Below are 19,083 nucleotides of genomic sequence, written 5' to 3' on the forward strand. Positions count from 1 at the left end.
GGTGGGAACTCCCGAAGTCGACGTGGTGATCCTGGTGGGCGGCAAGGGCACCCGGCTGCGGCCGCTGACCCTGTCGGCGCCCAAGCCGATGCTGCCCACCGCCGGGCTGCCGTTCCTCACCCATCTGCTGTCCCGGATCGCCGCGGCCGGCATCGAGCACGTCATCCTGAGCACGTCGTATCAGGCCGCGGTGTTCGAGGCGGAGTTCGGCGACGGCTCCAAGCTGGGTCTGCAGATCGAGTACGTGACCGAGGAGCGGCCGCTGGGCACCGGCGGCGGCATCGCCAACGTCGCCGGCCAGCTGCGGCACGACACCGTGATGGTGTTCAACGGCGACGTGCTCTCCGGTGCCGACCTGGGCCAGATGCTCGACTTCCACGCCGCGCAGCAGGCCGACGTCACCTTGCACCTGGTCCGGGTGAGCGATCCGCGCGCGTTCGGCTGCGTGACCACCGAGGACGGCCGGGTCACCGCGTTCCTGGAGAAGACCCAGGACCCGCCGACCGACCAGATCAACGCCGGCTGCTATGTCTTTGCCCGCCGCGTCATCGACCGGATCCCGCGCGGCCGCGAGGTGTCGGTGGAGCGCGAGGTGTTCCCCGCGCTGCTGTCCGATCCCGACGTCACGGTGTGCGGCTACGTCGACGCCACCTATTGGCGCGACATGGGCACCCCCGAGGACTTCGTGCGCGGCTCGGCGGATCTGGTGCGCGGCATCGCGCCGTCGCCGGCCCTGCACGGCCACCGCGGCGAGCAGCTGGTGCACGACGGCGCGGCGGTGTCGCCGGGCGCCGTGCTGATCGGCGGCACCGTCGTCGGCCGGGGCGCCGAGATCGGCCCCGGCGTCCGGCTGGACGGCGCGGTGATCTTCGACGGCGTCAAGGTGGAGGCCGGCAGCGTGATCGAGCGCTCGATCGTCGGGTTCGGCGCGCGCATCGGCCCGCGGGCGCTGATCCGCGACGGGGTGATCGGCGACGGCGCCGACATCGGGGCGCGCTGCGAGCTGCTGCGCGGCGCCCGGGTGTGGCCCGGCGTGTCGATTCCCGACGGCGGGATTCGCTACTCCTCCGACGTCTGAGGCTCGCGTTCGCTTTCGCTTTCGCATTCGTTTCGCCGGGCGTCACGCCAGCGTGACGCCCGCCGCCGGCGGCCACGCTAGCGTGACGCTCGCGTGGCCTGGGCGACCAGATAGGCCAGCGCGTGATCGGTGCCCGCGGGTAGCGCGTCGACGGGCCACCAGCGCAGGTCCTCGGACTCGTCGCTGATCGCGATCCGGGCGCCGGCCGGCGCGTGCGCGACGAATTGCAGATCCAGATGCCGGGTGGGCAGCCCCAGCGAGCAGGTCACCGGATGCACGTGCAGCGCGGCCAACCCGGGCGCCATCCGCAGCCCGTCGATCCCGGACTCCTCGGTGGCCTCGCGCAACGCCGCCGCGACGATGCCGGCGTCGTCGTCGTCGCAGTGCCCGCCCAACTGCACCCACCGGCCCAGCCGGCGGTGCAGGGTCAGCAGCACCCGGTCGCCGGTGTGGTCGAGCACCAGCGTCGACGCGGTGACATGCCCGGGCTCGCACTCCCGCCGGCACGCGTCGGGGCGGGCGTGCACGAACGCCAACACCGCGTGCCGCAACGAATCCTGGGCCGCATCGGGCGGATCCCACTGCGTCAGCAGCGCCAGCACCGAGTCGCGCACGCTCACCGGGATGCCCGCCGTTTCCGGCGATCCCGCAGACACGCCCAGGCCGCGCGGCAGTCCGCCACCGCCCGGGGCGGGACGCCCAGCGCGTCGATCAGCACCCGGCGGTCCACGACGTCCAGCGCCTTGTCCAGCTCGCCGGCCTTCAGCAACAGGTCGACATCGCCGACCAGATCGGCGTCCGCGCACTCCGGCCGGGGGAGCGGCAGCTGCTCGGCCTCGCGCGGCTCCAGCTCCAGCACGCCCCCGCCGTAGCTGCGGCCCATGATCTCGGCGAACGCGAACGTGACGCTGTTGTGGAACACCGCGGCCAGCGCCGCCGGGTCGACGCCCGGCCCAACCCGCACCCGGTGCACGGTGTCGGTGCTGGTGGCCCCCGCGGCGTTGACCGTCAGCCGGGGCGCGGCGTGGATCTGGCGCAGCAGGAACAGGTCGGGCTGCCACAGCGACGGCGTGCTCCACCACGGCGTGCGGATCGAGCACTTGTAGCCGCGGTGCACCCCGGCCGCCTCCCCGGCGCGGATGTGCGCGGTCAACGCGGGATCGGCCGGCTTGCGCGGCGCGTTGAGCAGCCAGCCGCGCTGCCCGGCGGCGAGATCGCTTGCCCGGCAATCGGTGTCGTAGATCAGCCCGGACAGCTGGGCGCTGCGCGAGACGAGGGGCACGCAGTGCCGGCGCAGCCCCAACGCGGTCACCTGCTCGTCGGTGAAGGTGAAAAAGGCGTTGCGGCCGGTCACGATGCCCACGTCCACCTCGGCGAGCGCGCCCAGCCGGGTCAGCGTCGCCGAGGCCTTGAGCGCGCGCAGCAGCTCGATCGCGGCCGGGTCCAGAAAGTACTTGGTCCACTTCTCGTGCTCGTGCAGCAGCGCGGGTGCGGACGCCAGGCGCTCGACGTCGATGTCCGCCAGGGCGTCCGCGCCGGCCAGGGTCACGGTGCGGATGCGCGCCGGACCCGTCCCGACCACGCCGCAGAACAACACCACCTCCTGCAGGACGCCGTCGAACACCAGCCGCTCGAAGGTCAGCAGCGTGATGTCGCGGAATCGGCTCAGCAGGAACTCGCGCAGCTGCGCGGCGTAGCCGACCTGCAGCAGCTCGGCCGGAAGCACCAGCCCCACCCGGCCGCCGTCACGCACCAGCACGGTGCCGGCCACCACGAACGGCACCCAGGCGTTGGTCAGCCGGGTCGGCCGCAAACCCTCGCGCCGCAGCAACGCCAGCGCCGGATCGCGTTGCGGCGACGCCCAATTGCCGAACCGGATGTAGGGCGGATTGCCGGCGACGCCGTCCCAGCCGCCGTCCTCGGCGGTGGCGAGCCAGCTGAACAGGCTCTCGGCGGACACGGGTGCGAATCGCCGGGCCTTGGCCGCCTCGTGCGGGATCAGCTCGACGCCGTGCACCCGGTCGCTGAGCCGGGCCAGCTCGCGCAGGATCGCGCCGTCGCCGCAGGAGGGTTCGACGATCCTCGGCCCGGCCCGGCGCACCCAGCGGGACAGGAACCGCGCCACCGGCGCCGGCGTGTAGTAGCCGCCGCGGACCTTGTCGGCCGAGGCCGCCGCCTTGCCCGCGAACGTCGTCACGCGCTCAGTATCACTTGCGGATCAGCAGATCCCCAGGGTCCGCCGGATCCCGCGGCCCGGCGGGTTCGGCGGCATAGCCGATGGCGATGGCCCCCAACGGCTCCCAGTCGGCGGGCAACCCGAGCACGGCGCGCACCAGGTCGGCGGCGAAGATCGTGGAGCCGATCCAGCAGCTGCCCAGGCCGCGCACCGCCAACCCGACCAGCAGGGCCTGCACGGCCGCGCCGACCGCCACGGTGAACATGGTGTGCTCGGCGTCGGTGCGGGCGGCGTCGGGATAGCTGTGCGCGCCGTCGGGGACCAGCATCGGGATGACGACTTCGGGCGCGTCGTAGAGGATCTGGCCGCGCGCCACCCGGCGTTCGATCGACTCGGCGGGCCGGCCGTCGCCGGCCAGGTCGGCGCGCCACTTGTCCTTCATCGCGTCCAGCAGCCGGGTCCGCACCGCCGGGGTCTGCAGCCAGACGAACCGCACCGGGCGGGTGTGGTGCGGGGCCGGCGCGGTCAGGGCCTCGGCGACGGCCTCGCGCACCAGCTCCGCGGGCACCGGCTCGGCGCTGAACCGGCGCACCGAACGGCGCAGCAGCTGCGCCTGGCGGCGGCCCAACTCGATGGCCTCGGCGGTGCCCAGCCAGAACAGGTCCTCGGTGCCCGGCCGCAACAACTGCCGGGCGGTCGACCCGTCGTCGGTCACCGACAGCCCACGCACCACCGCCACCGGCATCGCGGTCAGTTTGCCCTTCACCAGATCGGCGGCCGCGGCGATCTCGTCGGCGATCGCCACCTCGGTGACCAGCAGCTCGTTGCCGTGCTGATCCACCGCACCCGAATAGCCGTGCAGCACAGCCAGTCCCGCCGCCCCCACCGCGGCGTCGGTCTGGCCGTTGCGCCAGGCGCGGCCCATGGTGTCGGTGACCAGCACGGCGACCTCGACGCCCAGCAGCTCGCGCAGCCGCGCGCGCAGCGCCGCGGCGCTGGCGTCGGGGTCCAGCGGCAGCAGCGCCAGCTCGTCGCGGCCGACGTTGGATCCGTCCACCCCGGCGGCGGCCTGCACCAGCCCGTGCCGGTTCTCGGTGATCAGGGTGCGGCCCTTGCGGGCCAGCACCCGGACGGCTTCCTCGTCGACCAGCTTGCGCCGCAGCCGATCGCGTTCCTCGGGATCGGCCGGCGCCGGCACCAGCCGGCCCTCGCACTTGGAGACGGCCTTGCTGGTGACGACGACGACGTCGCCGTCGCGCAGCCACGGCGCGGCCTTGGCGACGGCCGCCCCCAGATCGTCGCCGGGGCGGAATTCGGGCAGCCCGGCCACCGGCAGGATCTCGATCGGGGCGGCGGTGCCGTGCTCGCCGGCGGGACTCACGGCGTCACGCCCGCCAGCTGCAGCCCCGCGCTGACCATCTCGGCGGTCGCCGCGGGGTCGGTCATCATCAGCGGCACCGCGCGCACCGCCACCCCCTCGATGTCGGCGTGGTCGTCCTGGCTCACCAGCCAGCAATCCAGGATCCCGGTGCCCCGCCGCGCGCCGTAGTGGCGGCCGACGGCCTCGGCGGTGGATTCCACCCCGATCACCGACAGGCAGGCATCGGCCATGCCGCGCAACGGCTTTCCGCCGATGATCGGGGAGTAGCCGACGATCGGCGCGCCGGCCGCCCGCAACGCGCCGCGGACGCCGGGTACGGCCAGGATGGCCCCGACGCTCACCACCGGGTTGGACGGGGCGATCAGGATGACGTCGGCATCGGCGATGGCGGCGATGGTTTCCGTTGTCGCGGCTGCCTTTTCGGCGCCGACGAACGCGAAGCTGTGGGTGGGCACCTGGGCGCGGTAGCGCACCCACCACTCCTGGAAGTGGATGGCCCGCCGGCTGCCGTCGTCGGGATCGGTTATCACCACGTGTGTCTCGCACCGGTCGTCGCTGACCGGAAGCAGCCGCGCGCCGGGTTGCCAGCGGTCGCACAGCGCGGCGGTGATCTGTGTCAGCGGGTAGCCGGCGTTGAGCATCTGGGTGCGCACCAGGTGGGTGCCGATGTCGCGGTCGCCCAGACCGAACCAGTCCGGCTGCACCCCGTAGCGCGCCAATTCCTCTTTGGCGTGCCAGGTTTCGTCGCGGTGCCCCCACCCTCGCTCCGGGTCCACACCTCCACCTAAGGTGTACATGCAGGTGTCCAAATCGGGGCAGACGCGCAGTCCGTGGATCCAGGCGTCATCGCCAATGTTGACGATCGCCGTCAGCTCGTGGCTGCCCGCCGCCGTGTCCGGGCGCCCGTGCGTATGCCGTTGCGCACGAAACTGACCCAGCCCGAACAACTGTTGAACACCCAGCAGGAAGCGGGCGCCGCCAACCCCACCGACCAGAACGGTGACCTTCACTTGAGCCTCACAGAGCACGACAGTACTGCCCGGCGACGCTGCGGTGTCGGGCCCGTCGCGGGCGCCTCAAAGTTGAGGTTGCACACGGCTTGTCGGGAAGCTGGTGGGGAAATTGTGAACGGTGTGATCGACACGCCGAAGGCGCAAAACAACAGAAACGCCGAAATTCGATCACGAGATGGTATGGAAATGCGCCAAAGTGCTTGACCCGGCAGGTCAACCCGTGTCTAATCACATCAGTGTCATTTCCCGGTTGGCCGGCCGACTCCGGTGTCGCAGACCGAGATTCGATCACTTGTTCGAATTGTCTGTACATCAGAACAGTGGGAACCAATCACACTCCAATCAAGCTGAGGAGGCGGACGACCGTATGTCTTACGAAAATCTTCGAGGCGCCATGGCGGGCACGCCGCACACCCCGATCGACTCGGCGCCGGCCCGTCCCGTCCGGCCGCACTTGACCGTGGTTCCTGATGCGCCAGTCGCATTCGAGCCCGAGCCGCTGCCGGCGCCCGTCGCCGACCAGTGGCAGGACCGGGCGCTGTGCGCGCAAACCGACCCGGAGGCCTTCTTCCCGGAGAAGGGCGGCTCCACCCGCGAGGCCAAGAAGATCTGCCTGGGCTGCGAGGTGCGCCACGAGTGCCTGGAGTACGCACTCGAGCACGACGAGCGCTTCGGCATCTGGGGCGGTCTGTCCGAACGCGAACGCCGCCGCCTCAAGCGCGGCATCATCTGACCCGCTCCCGCAACGACCGGGGGTCAGTCGTCGTCGATCGTCGGGTCGATGACCGAGGGTTCCACGTCGAGGTAGATGGCGACCTGGGCCACCAGGATTTCGTGCAGTAATTCCCCGAGTTCCACGGTGTCCTTGGCCCGTCGCTCAATTGGCTTGCGGAACAACACAATTCGCGCTCGCGTGGCGTTGCCGCGGATGTCGACACCGGCGGGGATCAACCGGGCCAGCGGAATCGGGCCGTCGGCGATCACCTCCGGCGGCCACTGCACACTGTCGGGATCCTTGGCCGAGATGCGCGGGATCTCGTCGACCGCCACGTCCAGGTCGGCCAGCCGGTCCTGCCAGTCCCGCTCGATGGGTTCGTAGGCCTCCAGCACCGCCATGTCGAAGCGTTCGGCGCGGCTGCGCCATCCCGGCACGGTAGGCGGCAGCAGCGGGCCGCGCATGTCGCGGCCCCTGCGCGAGAGCCGGCGCGGAGCCGATCGTCGCGAAAACCGGCCGCTTCGGCCGGAGCTGCGCGAATCGCCACGGGATTCACTCATCGGGCCGATGGTAACGGTTACACATCGGGGGCCGCGGCGTTGCGCGTGTCCGGCGCTTCGGCGGCGTTTGCGCACGATAGCCTTTCGAGCGTGAACGTTCCCCGTCGCTGTTGCCGGCCCGGGTGCCCGCACTACGCCGTGGCGACCCTGACGTTCGTCTACTCGGACTCGACGGCAGTCGTCGGCCCGCTGGCGACCGCACGGGAACCGCATTCCTGGGATTTGTGCGTCAACCACGCCGGCCGGATCACCGCCCCGCGCGGATGGGACCTGGTGCGCCACGCCGGGCCGCTGCCCACGCACCCCGACGAGGACGACCTGGTCGCCCTCGCCGACGCGGTCCGCGAAGGCGGTTCGGCCGAACGCACGCTGCCCTACGCCGGTGCGGCGGTGCCCCGAAACGGCTTCGGCGATCCGCACCTTCACCCCGGCGGCGCCCAGGCCACCGCGCCGAGCAGCAGCCTGATCGCCCCGCCCGAGCAACGTTCCGGACGGCGCCGCGGGCATCTGCGGGTGCTGCCCGACCCCAGCGACTGACCCGGCCGCACCCGATGGGGGCGCACCCAAATCCGCGCGCACCGCGGCGGCCGGTGTTCTCCCCGGCCCGATAGGCTGGCGGCCAAGAGTTCACGTCGTCAGGAGTCCCGCATGTCCCGGCCCGCCGCGACTGTCCACCGTGTCGTCAAGGCGTACGACGTGCGTGGGCTGGTCGGCGAAGAGCTCGACCAGCCGCTGGTCGCCGACCTCGGCGCGGCCTTCGCCAAACTGATGCGCGCCGAGGGCGCCGGCCAGGTCGTCATCGGCCACGACATGCGCGACAGCTCACCCACCCTGGCCGCCGCGTTCGCCGCCGGGGTGACCGGGCAGGGTCTGGACGTGGTGCGCATCGGGCTGGCGTCCACCGATCAGCTCTACTTCGCCTCCGGCCTGCTGGACTGCCCCGGCGCGATGTTCACCGCGAGCCACAACCCGGCGGCCTACAACGGGATCAAGCTGTGCCGCGCCGGCGCCCGGCCGGTCGGCGCCGACAGCGGGTTGCGCATCATCGCCGACGACGTGATCGCCGGCGTCGAGGACTACGACGGGCCACCGGGATCGGTCGGCGACCGCGACGTGCTGGCCGACTACGGGCGGTTCCTGCGCTCGCTGGTAGACACCTCCGGGCTGCGCCCGCTGCGGGTCGCCGTCGACGCCGGCAACGGCATGGCCGGCCTCACCACGCCCGCGGTGCTCGGCCCGATCGAGTCGATCACGTTGGCGCCCTTGTACTTCGAGCTCGACGGCTCCTTCCCGCACCACGAGGCCAACCCGCTGGACCCGGCCAACCTGGTCGACCTGCAGGCCTACGTGCGCGAGACCGGCGCCGACATCGGCCTGGCCTTCGACGGCGACGCCGATCGCTGCTTCGTGGTCGACGAGCGCGGCAACCCGGTGTCGCCGTCGACCGTGACCAGCCTGGTGGCCGCCCGCGAACTCGGCCGCGAGATCGGCGCGACGATCATCCACAACGTGATCACCTCGCGCGCGGTGCCCGAGCTGGTCAGCGAGCGCGGCGGCACCCCGCTGCGCTCGCGGGTGGGGCACTCCTACATCAAGGCACTGATGGCCGACACCGGCGCGATCTTCGGCGGCGAGCACTCGGCGCACTACTACTTCCGCGACTTCTGGGGCGCCGACTCCGGGATGCTGGCCGCGCTGTACGTGCTGGCCGCCCTCGGCGAACAGGACCGCCCGCTGTCCGAGCTGACCGCGGACTACCAGCGCTACGAGTCGTCCGGCGAGATCAACTTCACCGTCGCCGACGCCGGGCAGTGCACCGAAGCGGTGCTGAGGTCGTTCGGCACCCGGATCCACTCCCTGGACCACGTGGACGGGGTGACCGTGGACCTGGGCGACGGCAGCTGGTTCAACCTGCGCAGCTCCAACACCGAACCGCTGCTGCGGCTCAACGTGGAGGGCCGCACGGCAGAGGACGTCGCCGCGGTGGTCGCCCAGATCAGCGCCGAGATCGCCGCGATCACCGCGGGAACGACGACCGAGGCGGACGCGGGGGCGGCGCCGTGAACGCCACCCGCGCAATCGATCTGGAGGACACCGAGGGCCTGCTGAGCGCCGACCGCGACGGCCTGCTGCGGGCCGCGTCGTCGGCCGGCGCGCAGGTGCGGGCCATCGCCACCGCGGTCGAGGAGGGCGCGCTGGAGCCGCTGCGGGTCGAGGACCGGCCGCGCAGCGTGATCTGGGTGGCCGGCCGCGGAACCGCCGAGACCGCCGGGGTGATGCTGTCGGCGACGCTCGGGGGAGTGGCCTCGCAGCCGTTCGCGCTGGCCGGCGAGGCGCCGCCGTGGGTGGGCCCGCTCGACGTGCTGGTCGTCGCCGGCGACGACCCCGGCGACCCGGCGCTCGTCGCCGCCGCCGCGACCGGGGTCCGCCGCGGCGCGCGGGTGGTGGTCGTCGCGCCGTACGAGGGACCGCTGCGCGATTCCACCGCGGGCCGCGCCGCCGTGCTGGCGCCCCGACTGTGGGTGCCCGACGAGTTCGGCCTGTGCCGGTATTTGGCCGCCGGGCTGGCGGTGGTCCACGCCGTGGACCCGCGGCCCAGCGTCGACCTGGGGCTGCTCGCCGACGAGCTGGACGCCGAGGCGCTGCGCAACAGCGCCGGGCGCGAGTTGTTCACCAACCCGGCCAAGCTGCTGGCCGCGCGGATCGCCGATCGCCAGGTCGCGCTGGCCGGCGACAGCGCGGCGACCCTGGCGCTGGCCCGGCACGGCAGCTCCGTGCTGTTGCGGGTGGCCAACCAGGTGACCCCGGCCACCGGGCTGCCCGACGCGGTGGTCGCCATGCGCGCGGCGGTGCCGCGCGCCCTGGAGGATCCGGACGCCGCGCTGTTCCACGACGAGCAGATCGACGGGCCGCTGCCACCCCGGCTGCGGGTGCTGGCGGTGGTGCTGGCCGCCGAGCAGACGGTGGTGGCCGCCCGCACGGCCGGGCTCGACGACGTGTACCTGCTGGCCGCCGAGGATGTGCCCGACGGCCCCGGCGGCTCGGCCGGCTCCGGCGTGTCACCCGCACTCGGCGGGCCCGGGCGGACCGAGCAGCAGCTGGCGGTGCTGGCCGTCCGGCTGGAGATGGCCGCCGTTTACATGCGACTGGTGCGGGGATAGATAGAACAGTGGAGCTGCTTCGCGGGGCTTTGAGAACATACGCATGGGGTTCGCGTACCGCCATCGCCGAATTCACCGAACGACCGGTGCCGGCGGCGCATCCGGAGGCCGAACTCTGGTTCGGCGCCCACCCGGGCGACCCGGCCTGGCTGGAGACCGACAACGGCGAGATCACGTTGCTCGACGCGCTGCGCGCCGACCCGGAGGGACAGCTCGGTCCGGGGTCGCGGGCCCGGTTCGGTGACGTGCTGCCGTTTTTGGTCAAGGTGCTGGCCGCCGACGAGCCGCTGTCGCTGCAGGCACACCCGAGCGCCGAGCAGGCGGCCGAGGGCTACCTGCGCGAGGAGCGGCTCGGCATCCCGCTGAACTCGCCGGTGCGCAACTACCGCGACACCTCGCACAAGCCGGAGTTGCTGGTCGCGCTGTATCCGTTCGAGGCGCTGGCCGGGTTCCGCCCGGCGTCGCGCACCGTCGAGCTGCTGCGGGCGCTGGCCGTCTCCGATCTCGATCCCTTCATCGAGTTGCTGGGCGACCAGTCCGACGCCGACGGCCTGCGCGCGCTGTTCACCACCTGGATCACCGCCCCGCAGCCCGACATCGACGTGCTGGTGCCCGCCGTGCTGGACGGCGCAATCGCCTACCTCAGTTCGGGCGCAACGGAATTCGCGGCCGAGGCCAAGACCGTGCTCGAGCTGGGCGAGCGCTATCCCGGCGACGCCGGGGTGCTGGCGGCGTTGCTGCTCAACCGGGTCAGCCTCGCCCCGGGCGAGGCCATCTTCGTCTCGGCCGGCAACCTGCACACCTATCTGCGGGGCTTCGCCGTGGAGGTGATGGCCAACTCCGACAACGTGTTACGCGGCGGCCTGACCCCCAAGCACGTCGACGTGCCCGAGCTGCTGCGGGTGCTCGACTTCGCGCCCACCACCGAGGACCAGCTGCGCCCGCGCGTGCGGCGCGAGGGCTTCGGGCGGATCTATGAGACCCCGACCGACGAGTTCGCCGTCGCGCTGTTGGAGCTGGAGGACGAGTACGTCGGCCACGAGGTGGACGCCACCTGCAGCCACGACGGCCCGCAGATCCTGCTGTGCATCCAGGGCTGCACGACCGTGCACGGCAAATCCGGCTCGCTGCGGCTCAAGCGCGGCATGGCCGCCTGGGTGGCCGCCGACGATGCCCCGATCCGGCTGGTCGCCCACGAACCCACCAAGCTGTTCAGGGCGACGGTCGGGCTGTAGCGGTCCCCGGCCGGCCCGCCCCGCGGCGCTGCCCCAGCCACAGCCGCATGTTGTGCCCGACGGCGCGCCCGACGATGCGGGGCGGCGGGATCAGGTAGAGGCTGTCCAGCAGCGAGAACCGGCGCAGAAACCATTCCGCCAGAACGGGTTCGGTCTCGGCGGCGCCCAGGAACTGGTCGAACAGCGCGCCCGACGGTCGCCACCACCACGGGGCGGGTCGTTTGGTGGTGGCGTGGTGGAAGGTGACGTCGCCGATGGCGTTCATCGTCCACACCGGGAAGGTGGTCTTGGCGGTGGCCCGGTACAGCGCCGCGGCCAGCCGGTCGTCGGGGCATCGCAGCGCGCGGCGCAGATGACCGGCCTGCAGCGCGGTCATCGTCATCCCCTGGCCGAAGGTGGGGTTGAAGCTGGCCACCGCGTCGCCGAGGGCGACGATGCCGGCCGGGACGCGGTCCAGCTTGTCGTAGCGGCGCCACCGGCTGGCCGGAAAGGCGTGAAACGCGGGATCGCCCAGCGGCTCGGCCCGGGCCAGCGCGTCGCCGAAGTGGGCGGGCAGCAAGCGGCGCGCCAGCGTCAGCATTTCGGGGAACGTGCGGGGCGGTTTGGCGTCGGCCACCCCGAACGTGGTCAACACCCAGACCCGGTCCTCGTAGCACAGCATGCCCAGCCCCAGCGGCTCGTCGTGCGAGGCGCCGGCCACCACCACCTTCTGGGCGATCAGCCCGTCGGGGATGCGGAAGTGCTGGGTGGCGTAGTTGATGCCGATGTCGATCACCTCTTCGGGTGGGCGCTGAAAACCCCACTGCGACAACCACACCGGCAATCGGGTGCCGCGCCCCGCCGCGTCGACCACCAGATCGGCGGCGACGAACTCCGCGGACCCGCCGGCGACCGGGTCCAGCCACACCCCGGTCACCCGCGCTCGCGCCGGGTCGAACCGCGGCTGGGCCACCGAGCGGCGCAGCACCGTCACGTTGCCGATGGCGTGCACCCGTTTGCGCAGCTGCCATTCCAGCTGCGGACGGCTGGGCACGTAGGCGGTGAACTCGTCGCGCAGGGTTTGCCCGGTGCCCAGCACGTGGCCGGCGGCGCCCAGATGGATGCACTCGGGCCGGTTGTGCAGCCGGGGCACGCCGGCGGCCGTCATGTCGTCGAGCAGGCCGGGAAACAGCTTCTCGAATTCGATCGCCCCGCGCGCCATCAGCAGGTGCAGGTGCCGGTCCTGCGGGACGGTCGCCCGGCTGGCCGGCGCGGCCGGCAACTCGTCGCGCTCGCAGACCGTCACCGCCGAATACGACTCCGACAGCACCCGCGCCGCGCACAGGCCGGCGATGCTTCCCCCGATGACCAGCGCGTGCTCCCGCGCGTTTGCTTTGCCGTCCGGCATCTGCGGAGACTACCCAGTACTGTGACGGACCAATGGCTCCCAGCGTTGGGAAAGGGCGGTTGAATGGCCAGTCGATGGCGGACGAAGTCGGTGGAACAGTCGATCGCCGACACCGACGAGCCGGACACCCGGCTGCGCAAGGACCTGACCTGGTGGGACCTGGTCGTGTTCGGCGTCGCGGTGGTGATCGGCGCCGGCATCTTCACCGTCACCGCGTCGACGACCGGCGACATCACCGGCCCAGCCATCTGGGTGTCGTTCGTGATCGCGGCGGGCACCTGCGCGCTGGCGGCGCTGTGCTACGCCGAGTTCGCCTCCACCCTGCCGGTGGCCGGCAGCGCCTACACCTTCTCCTACGCCACCTTCGGGGAGTTCCTGGCCTGGATCATCGGCTGGAATCTGCTGCTGGAGTTGGCCATCGGCGCCGCGGTGGTGGCCAAGGGCTGGTCCAGCTATCTGGGCACGGTGTTCGGATTCTCCGGCGGCACAGTCAAATTCGGGGCCGCCCAGCTCGACTGGGGTGCGCTGGTGATCGTCGGTGGGGTGGCCACCCTGATCGCGCTGGGCACCAAGCTGTCGTCGAGGTTCTCCGCGGTGATCACCGGGATCAAGGTGTCGGTGGTGGTGTTCGTCGTGGTGGTCGGCGTCTTCTACATCAAGCGCGCCAACTACTCGCCGTTCATCCCCAAGCCGGAGGCCGGCGGCCAGGCCAAGGGCATCGACCAGTCGGTGCTGTCGCTGCTGACCGGGGCGCACACCAGCCACTACGGCTGGTACGGCGTGCTGGCCGGGGCGTCCATCGTGTTCTTCGCGTTCATCGGGTTCGACATCGTGGCCACCATGGCCGAGGAGACCAAGCATCCGCAGCGCGACGTCCCCCGGGGCATCCTGGCGTCGCTGGGCATCGTCACGCTGCTCTACGTGGCGGTCGCCGTCGTGCTGTCCGGCATGGTGTCCTACACCCAACTCAAGACGATGCCGGGCCGCGGGCAGGCCAACCTGGCCACCGCCTTCACCGCCAACGGCATCCACTGGGCGAGCAAGATCATCTCCATCGGCGCACTGGCCGGGCTGACCACGGTCGTGATGGTGCTGATGCTCGGTCAGTGCCGGGTGCTGTTCGCGATGGCGCGCGACGGGCTGTTGCCGCGGGCGCTGGCCAAGACCGGGTCGCGGGGCACGCCGGTGCGCATCACCGTGCTGGTCGCCCTGGTGGTGGCGGTGACAGCCTCGGTGTTCCCGATCACCAAGCTCGAGGAGATGGTCAACGTCGGAACGCTGTTCGCCTTCGTCCTGGTCTCCGCCGGGGTGATGGTGCTGCGCCGCACCCGGCCGGACCTGGAGCGGGGCTTCAAGGCGCCGTGGGTGCCGGTGCTGCCGATCGCCTCGATCGGCGCCTGCGTGTGGCTGATGCTCAACCTCACCGCGCTTACCTGGGTCCGGTTCGGCATCTGGCTGGTGGTGGGCACGGCGATCTACGCCGGCTACGGCTACTGGCACTCGGTGCAGGGCCGTCGCGACGCCGGCGAACCCGACCGCAGCGACGCGCTGGCGGCCGACCCCAACAGCCCGGTGCCGTAAAGCCACTTAAAGACACTTAAAGCCACCTGGCTTTACAAACAGGCGTCTTTTGTCTAGACAGGAGACGCAAACGCCGGTATTGTCAACCTCCAACGTGGTGTGACTCACAAGGAGGTTTCCAATGACCACCGTTGACCTGCAACAACCCTCGGAACCGGCCGCCTGGCGGGACAAAAAGCGCCGGCTGTGGCTGATGGGGCTGATCGCGCCGACGGCGCTGTTCGTGATGCTGCCGCTGGTCTGGGCCCTGAACCGGCTGGGCTGGCACGCCGCCGCCCAGGTGCCGCTGTGGATCGGGCCGATCCTGCTCTACATCCTGTTGCCGATCCTCGACCTGCGCTTCGGCCCCGACGGCCAGAACCCGCCCGACGAGGTGATGGAGCGGCTGGAGAACGACAAGTACTACCGCTACTGCACCTACGTCTACATCCCGTTCCAGTACCTGAGCGTGATCCTGGGCGCCTACCTGTTCACCGCCACCGACCTGAGCTGGCTGGGCTTCCACGGCGGCCTCGGCTGGGCGGGCAAGCTGGGGCTGGCGCTGTCGGTCGGCGTGCTCGGCGGCGTCGGCATCAACACCGCGCACGAGATGGGCCACAAGAAGGACTCGCTGGAGCGCTGGCTTTCCAAGATCACCCTGGCCCAGACCTGCTACGGCCACTTCTACATCGAGCACAACCGCGGCCACCACGTGCGGGTGGCCACGCCGGAGGATCCGGCATCGGCCCGGTTCGGGGAGACCTTCTGGGAGTTCTTGCCGCGCAGCGTGTTCGGCAGCCTGCGCTCCGCGCTGCGGCTGGAAGCCCAACGGCTGCGCCGGCTCGGCAAGAACCCGTGGAACCCGCTCACCTACCCGTCCAACGACGTGCTCAACGCCTGGGCGATGTCAATCGTGTTGTGGGGCGTGCTGATCGCGGTCTTCGGCCCGGGGCTCATCCCATTCGTGGTCATCCAGGCGGTGTTCGGCTTCAGCCTGCTCGAGGCGGTCAACTACCTGGAGCACTACGGGCTGCTGCGGCGCAAGATCGACTCCCCTTCGGGGAAAGCGCGCTACGAGCGGTGCACGCCCGAGCACAGCTGGAACTCCGACCACGTCGTCACCAACCTGTTCCTCTACCACCTGCAGCGGCACAGCGATCACCACGCCAACCCGACCCGGCGCTACCAGACGCTGCGCAGCCTGGACGGCTCGCCCAACCTGCCCAGCGGGTACGCGTCGATGATCTCGCTCACCTACTTCCCGCCGCTGTGGCGCAAGGTGATGGACCATCGGGTGCTGGCCCACTACGGCGGCGACATCACCCGGGTCAACGTGTCGCCGCGGCGGCGCGCCAAGCTGCTGGCCCGCTACCCGGTGGTGACGGCATGACCCGCTACCGCTGCCCCGGCTGCGACTACATCTACGACGAGGCCAAAGGTGCTCCGCGGGAAGGCTTTCCGGCCGGGACTCCGTTTGCCGACATCCCCGACGACTGGTGCTGTCCCGATTGCGCGGTGCGCGAGAAGGTCGATTTCGAAAACCTGATTGGACAGGAGTGAACCGATGAGCGACTACAAGCTGTTCGTCTGCGTGCAGTGCGGATTCGAGTACGACGAGGCCAAGGGCTGGCCGGAGGACGGCATCGCCCCGGGCACCCGCTGGGACGACATCCCGGAGGACTGGAGCTGCCCGGACTGCGGCGCGGCGAAAAGCGACTTCGAGATGGTGGAAGTGGCGCGGCCCTGATCGGGCTGAAACCCGATGCCCAAACCCGATATTGTCGCGGCTGTGAAGCGGATGCCGTACGCCGAGGCGTCGCGCGCCCTGCTGCGTGACTCGGTGCTGGATGCGATGCGGGATCTGCTGGTGACCCGGGACTGGTCGGCCATCACGCTGTCCGACGTGGCCCGGGCCGCCGGCATCAGCCGTCAGACCATCTACAACGAGTTCGGCTCCCGGCAAGGCCTGGCGCAGGGGTACGCGCTGCGCCTGGCCGACCGCCTGGTCGACACCATCCACGAGGCCCTGGACGCCCACGTCGGCAACATCTACGAGTCGTTCCTGGACGCCTTCCGCAGGTTCTTCGCCGACGCGGCGGCCGACCCGCTGGTGACCTCGCTGCGCACCGGCGTCGCCAAGCCCGACCTGTTGCAGCTGATCACCACCGACAGCGCGGTCATCATCACCCGCGCGTCGGCGCGGCTGGCCTCGGCGCTGACGCACACCTGGGTGTCCACCACCGACGAGGACGCCGGGGTGCTGGCCCGCGCCATCGTGCGGCTGGCGCTGAGCTACGTGTCGATGCCGCCGGAGGCCGACCACGACGTGGCCGCCGATCTGGCCCGGTTGATGACGCCGTTCGCCGAGCGGCACGGCGTCGTCAACGTCGGGTGAGCGTTCCCTGGCCGCGGCGGGGCGCCGACCCGCGACTACAGTGGCGCAAGAACATACCTAAGCTAATTACCCAGTGATCCCCGGACGGCAGGAACAGGAAGAGAACCCATGACGACGACCGAAAACGCGCTCACCCCCGACGTTCGCAACGGCATCGAGTTCAAGGTCGCCGATCTGTCGCTGGCCGACTACGGGCGCCGCGACATCGAGCTCTCGGAGCAGGAGATGCCGGGTCTGATGTCGCTGCGCCGGGAGTACCACGACGTGCAGCCGCTCAAGGGCGCGCGCATCTCCGGCTCGCTGCACATGACCGTGCAGACCGCGGTGCTGATCGAGACGCTGGTGGCGCTGGGCGCCGAGGTGCGCTGGGCGTCCTGCAACATCTTCTCCACCCAGGACCACGCCGCCGCGGCGGTCGTCGTCGGCCCACACGGCACCCCCGAGGAGCCCCGGGGCGTGCCGGTGTTCGCGTGGAAGGGCGAGACGCTCGAGGAGTACTGGTGGGCCGCGGAGCAGGCGCTGACCTGGCCTCCGCTCGCGGACGGGACAGAGGCGCCGGCCAACATGATCCTCGACGACGGCGGCGACGCCACCATGCTGGTGCTGCGCGGCGCCCAGTACGAGAAGGCCGGCGTGGTGCCGCCCGACGACGAGGACGACTCCGCCGAGCACCGGGTGTTCCTCAACCTGCTGCGCGAGCGCTTCGAGACCGACAAGACCAAGTGGACCAAGATCTCCGAGTCGATCAAGGGCGTCACCGAGGAGACCACCACCGGGGTGCTGCGGCTGTACCAGTTCGCCGCGGCCGGTGATCTGGCGTTCCCGGCGATCAACGTCAACGACTCGGTCACCAAGAGCAAGTTCGACAACAAGTACGGCTGCCGGCACTCGCTGATCGACGGCATCAACCGCGGCACCGACGTGCTGATCGGCGGCAAGAACGTGCTGGTCTGCGGCTACGGCGACGTCGGCAAGGGCAGCGTGGAGTCGCTGGCCGGGCAGGGCGCCCGGGTGACCGTCACCGAGATCGACCCGATCAACGCGCTGCAGGCGCTGATGGAGGGCTACAACGTCAAGCGGGTGGAGGACGTCATCGGCGAGGCCGACATCGTCATCACCGCCACCGGCAACAAGGACATCATCACCCTCGAGCACATGAAGGCGATGAAGGACAAGGCCATCCTGGGCAACATCGGCCACTTCGACAACGAGATCCAGATCGCCCGGCTGGAGAAGTCCGGCGCCATCAAGACCAACATCCGCCCGCAGGTGGACCTGTGGACCTTCCCGGACACCGGCAAGTCGATCATCGTGCTCTCCGAGGGCCGGCTGCTGAACCTGGGCAACGCCACCGGGCACCCGTCGTTCGTGATGAGCAACAGCTTCTCCAACCAGGTGATCGCCCAGATCGAGCTGTGGACCAAGAACGACGAATACGACAACGAGGTCTACCGGCTGCCCAAGCACCTCGACGAGAAGGTGGCCCGCATCCACGTGGAGGCCCTGGGCGGCGAGCTGACCAAGCTCACCAAGGAGCAGGCCGAGTACATCGGCGTCGACGTCGACGGCCCGTACAAGGCCGACCACTACCGCTACTGAGCGCGCTGCCGGGCGCCGGCGGCCACAGCGTCGGCGGCCCGAGCGTGAACTTAAGTTCACGTTCGGCGCCGAGCGTGAAGATAACTTCACGTTCGGCCGCCCGATAGGCTCGCGCCGTGCTGATCGCGATCGAGGGCGTCGACGGCGCCGGCAAGCGGACACTGGCCGAGGGTCTGCGCAAGGCCTTCGAGGCGGCGGGACAGTCGGTGGCCACGCTGGCCTTCCCGCGGTACGGGCGCTCGGTGACCGCCGACATCGCGGCCGAGGCGCTGCACGGCGAGCACGGCGACCTGGCGTCGTCGGTGTACGCGATGGCGATGCTCTTCGCGCTGGACCGGGCCGCGGCCGTCGGCGACATCGAGGGCCTGCGCCGTGACCACGACGTGGTGATCATGGACCGCTACGTCGCCTCCAACGCGGCCTATACCGCCGCGCGCCTGCACCAGGACGTCGACGGGCCCGCGGTCGCCTGGGTGCACACCCTGGAGTACGGGCGGCTGAAACTGCCCGCACCCGACCGGCAGGTGCTGCTGGCGGTCTCGGCCGAGCTGGCCGCGGAGCGCGCACGCAGCCGGGCGGAGTCCGATCCGGGCCGCGCGCGGGACAGCTACGAACGCGACGACGGGCTGCAGCAACGCACCGGCGCGGTGTACGCGCAGCTGGCCGCCGCGGGCTGGGGCGGTGCCTGGCGGGTCGTCGACGCGGACGTCGACCCGGCCCGGCTGGCCGCCGATTTGGCGGCCGAATAGCACAGATTTGTCACGATTCGGCCGTATCCGAGAAGAAACGCCCGTGTGGCGCCCCAATTTTGTCCCGATCTGGT

At 70.9% G+C, this 19,083-nt stretch carries 19 protein-coding genes; 13 read left to right on the forward strand and 6 right to left on the reverse strand.

Annotation, left to right across the window (positions count from 1 at the left end; all coding sequences use genetic code 11):
- Nucleotide 1: 1 nt before the first annotated feature.
- Nucleotides 2–1,078 carry a mannose-1-phosphate guanylyltransferase gene (manB, locus tag H7I87_RS08535; RefSeq protein WP_011725957.1) on the forward strand — a complete coding sequence of 359 codons (1,077 nt, stop codon included), beginning with the start codon at nt 2–4 and terminating at the stop codon, nt 1,076–1,078.
- 77 nt (nt 1,079–1,155) lie between these two features.
- Here the strand turns inward: manB and H7I87_RS08540 are convergent, their stop codons facing one another.
- The 4 genes from H7I87_RS08540 to cofD are packed head-to-tail and all read right to left on the reverse strand — an operon-like array spanning nt 1,156 to nt 5,645.
- Nucleotides 1,156–1,698 carry an NUDIX hydrolase gene (locus tag H7I87_RS08540; RefSeq protein WP_019733955.1) on the reverse strand — a complete coding sequence of 181 codons (543 nt, stop codon included), beginning with the start codon at nt 1,696–1,698 and terminating at the stop codon, nt 1,156–1,158.
- Nucleotides 1,695–3,275 (reverse strand): Eco57I restriction-modification methylase domain-containing protein, encoded by a 1,581-nt coding sequence (locus tag H7I87_RS08545; protein ID WP_011725954.1) that lies wholly within the window; start codon nt 3,273–3,275, stop codon nt 1,695–1,697. The genes H7I87_RS08540 and H7I87_RS08545 overlap by 4 nt, the downstream gene beginning before the upstream one ends.
- 10 nt (nt 3,276–3,285) lie before the next feature.
- Entirely contained in the window at nt 3,286–4,635 is a 1,350-nt protein-coding gene (locus H7I87_RS08550; protein ID WP_011725953.1) for a coenzyme F420-0:L-glutamate ligase, read from the reverse strand.
- Nucleotides 4,632–5,645 carry a 2-phospho-L-lactate transferase gene (cofD, locus tag H7I87_RS08555; protein WP_003878952.1) on the reverse strand — a complete coding sequence of 338 codons (1,014 nt, stop codon included), beginning with the start codon at nt 5,643–5,645 and terminating at the stop codon, nt 4,632–4,634. The genes H7I87_RS08550 and cofD overlap by 4 nt, the downstream gene beginning before the upstream one ends.
- A gap of 397 nt (nt 5,646–6,042) precedes the next feature.
- Between cofD and H7I87_RS08560 the strand changes: the two genes are divergently transcribed.
- Nucleotides 6,043–6,381: a WhiB family transcriptional regulator gene (locus H7I87_RS08560; RefSeq protein WP_011725952.1), complete on the forward strand. Its 339-nt coding sequence runs from the start codon at nt 6,043–6,045 to the stop codon at nt 6,379–6,381.
- A gap of 23 nt (nt 6,382–6,404) precedes the next feature.
- Here H7I87_RS08560 and H7I87_RS08565 read toward each other — a convergent pair whose 3' ends face one another.
- Entirely contained in the window at nt 6,405–6,827 is a 423-nt protein-coding gene (locus tag H7I87_RS08565) for a metallopeptidase family protein (RefSeq protein WP_003874553.1), read from the reverse strand.
- A 186-nt stretch (nt 6,828–7,013) separates the two neighbouring features.
- Between H7I87_RS08565 and H7I87_RS08570 the strand changes: the two genes are divergently transcribed.
- The 4 genes from H7I87_RS08570 to manA all read left to right on the forward strand — a co-directional run bounded on the left by H7I87_RS08570 (nt 7,014) and on the right by manA (nt 11,319).
- The gene (locus tag H7I87_RS08570; protein WP_180896997.1) at nt 7,014–7,460 is read left to right on the forward strand and encodes a DUF3499 domain-containing protein; all 447 of its coding nucleotides are present in this window, start codon (nt 7,014–7,016) and stop codon (nt 7,458–7,460) included.
- A gap of 111 nt (nt 7,461–7,571) precedes the next feature.
- Nucleotides 7,572–8,987 (forward strand): phosphomannomutase/phosphoglucomutase, encoded by a 1,416-nt coding sequence (locus tag H7I87_RS08575; RefSeq protein WP_019733651.1) that lies wholly within the window; start codon nt 7,572–7,574, stop codon nt 8,985–8,987.
- On the forward strand, nt 8,984–10,084 hold the full coding sequence (locus H7I87_RS08580; protein ID WP_033724752.1) for a hypothetical protein: 1,101 nt from the start codon (nt 8,984–8,986) through the stop codon (nt 10,082–10,084). The genes H7I87_RS08575 and H7I87_RS08580 overlap by 4 nt, the downstream gene beginning before the upstream one ends.
- 8 nt (nt 10,085–10,092) lie before the next feature.
- Complete coding sequence (gene manA / locus H7I87_RS08585) at nt 10,093–11,319, forward strand: mannose-6-phosphate isomerase, class I (protein WP_003874557.1); 1,227 nt, start codon at nt 10,093–10,095, stop codon at nt 11,317–11,319.
- Here manA and H7I87_RS08590 read toward each other — a convergent pair.
- Nucleotides 11,297–12,706: an FAD-dependent oxidoreductase gene (locus H7I87_RS08590; RefSeq protein ID WP_011725949.1), complete on the reverse strand. Its 1,410-nt coding sequence runs from the start codon at nt 12,704–12,706 to the stop codon at nt 11,297–11,299. The genes manA and H7I87_RS08590 overlap by 23 nt on opposite strands.
- A gap of 63 nt (nt 12,707–12,769) precedes the next feature.
- Here H7I87_RS08590 and H7I87_RS08595 point away from each other — a divergent pair, with 63 nt between their 5' ends.
- The 7 genes from H7I87_RS08595 (at nt 12,770) to H7I87_RS08625 (ending at nt 19,009) form a co-directional block, all read left to right on the forward strand.
- Nucleotides 12,770–14,287: an amino acid permease gene (locus tag H7I87_RS08595; RefSeq protein ID WP_003874559.1), complete on the forward strand. Its 1,518-nt coding sequence runs from the start codon at nt 12,770–12,772 to the stop codon at nt 14,285–14,287.
- A gap of 121 nt (nt 14,288–14,408) precedes the next feature.
- Nucleotides 14,409–15,656 carry an alkane 1-monooxygenase gene (locus H7I87_RS08600; RefSeq protein WP_011725948.1) on the forward strand — a complete coding sequence of 416 codons (1,248 nt, stop codon included), beginning with the start codon at nt 14,409–14,411 and terminating at the stop codon, nt 15,654–15,656.
- Nucleotides 15,653–15,826: a rubredoxin gene (locus H7I87_RS08605; RefSeq protein ID WP_011725947.1), complete on the forward strand. Its 174-nt coding sequence runs from the start codon at nt 15,653–15,655 to the stop codon at nt 15,824–15,826. Before H7I87_RS08600 ends, H7I87_RS08605 begins: the two co-directional genes overlap by 4 nt.
- Nucleotides 15,827–15,830: 4 nt before the next feature.
- Nucleotides 15,831–16,013: a rubredoxin gene (locus H7I87_RS08610; RefSeq protein WP_009978741.1), complete on the forward strand. Its 183-nt coding sequence runs from the start codon at nt 15,831–15,833 to the stop codon at nt 16,011–16,013.
- Between the two features lie 15 nt (nt 16,014–16,028).
- Nucleotides 16,029–16,661 (forward strand): TetR family transcriptional regulator AlkX, encoded by a 633-nt coding sequence (alkX, locus tag H7I87_RS08615; protein ID WP_003874563.1) that lies wholly within the window; start codon nt 16,029–16,031, stop codon nt 16,659–16,661.
- A gap of 108 nt (nt 16,662–16,769) precedes the next feature.
- Nucleotides 16,770–18,260 carry an adenosylhomocysteinase gene (gene ahcY, locus H7I87_RS08620; protein WP_003874564.1) on the forward strand — a complete coding sequence of 497 codons (1,491 nt, stop codon included), beginning with the start codon at nt 16,770–16,772 and terminating at the stop codon, nt 18,258–18,260.
- Between the two features lie 116 nt (nt 18,261–18,376).
- Nucleotides 18,377–19,009, forward strand: coding sequence for a dTMP kinase (locus H7I87_RS08625; protein WP_033727255.1), 633 nt, complete (start codon nt 18,377–18,379; stop codon nt 19,007–19,009).
- Nucleotides 19,010–19,083 lie beyond the last annotated feature (74 nt).

Source organism: Mycobacterium timonense, assembly GCF_025821985.1.
Lineage (GTDB): Bacteria > Actinomycetota > Actinomycetes > Mycobacteriales > Mycobacteriaceae > Mycobacterium > Mycobacterium avium.